A 251-nucleotide genomic window follows, 5' to 3' on the forward strand; every position below is an offset into this window, starting at 1 on the left:
TCGTCAACCGCCTCAGTCAAGCCCGAAAGCCAAACCGCGAAAGCCACTCAACGCAACTCTCTTAAATCCAAAACCAACGGCCAGAGCGCAAAAACCCAGCCGGATCAACCAGGCTTAACCAAGCCAATCCAGCCATGCTTCCAAACCAATCAACCCAGTTCCCTGAGCCAACCAGTCCGGCCCGGCGCCGCCGCCGTCTCGATGGCCGGCTTATAGGACTAACCTACCAAAACCGTCAACCAGGAAAATCG

Annotated in this window: 1 protein-coding gene; it reads left to right on the top strand. The window is 56.2% G+C overall.

Translation table 11 applies throughout. The features are described 5' to 3' along the window. Positions 1-216: hypothetical protein (locus tag AUL31_RS20615; protein ID WP_210168786.1), on the top strand; the 216-nt coding region annotated here is incomplete at its 5' end. Between the last annotated feature and the right edge of the window lie 35 nt (positions 217-251).

Source organism: Aureimonas altamirensis, assembly GCF_001463885.1.
In the GTDB taxonomy this organism is placed as follows: Bacteria; Pseudomonadota; Alphaproteobacteria; order Rhizobiales; family Rhizobiaceae; genus Aureimonas; species Aureimonas altamirensis.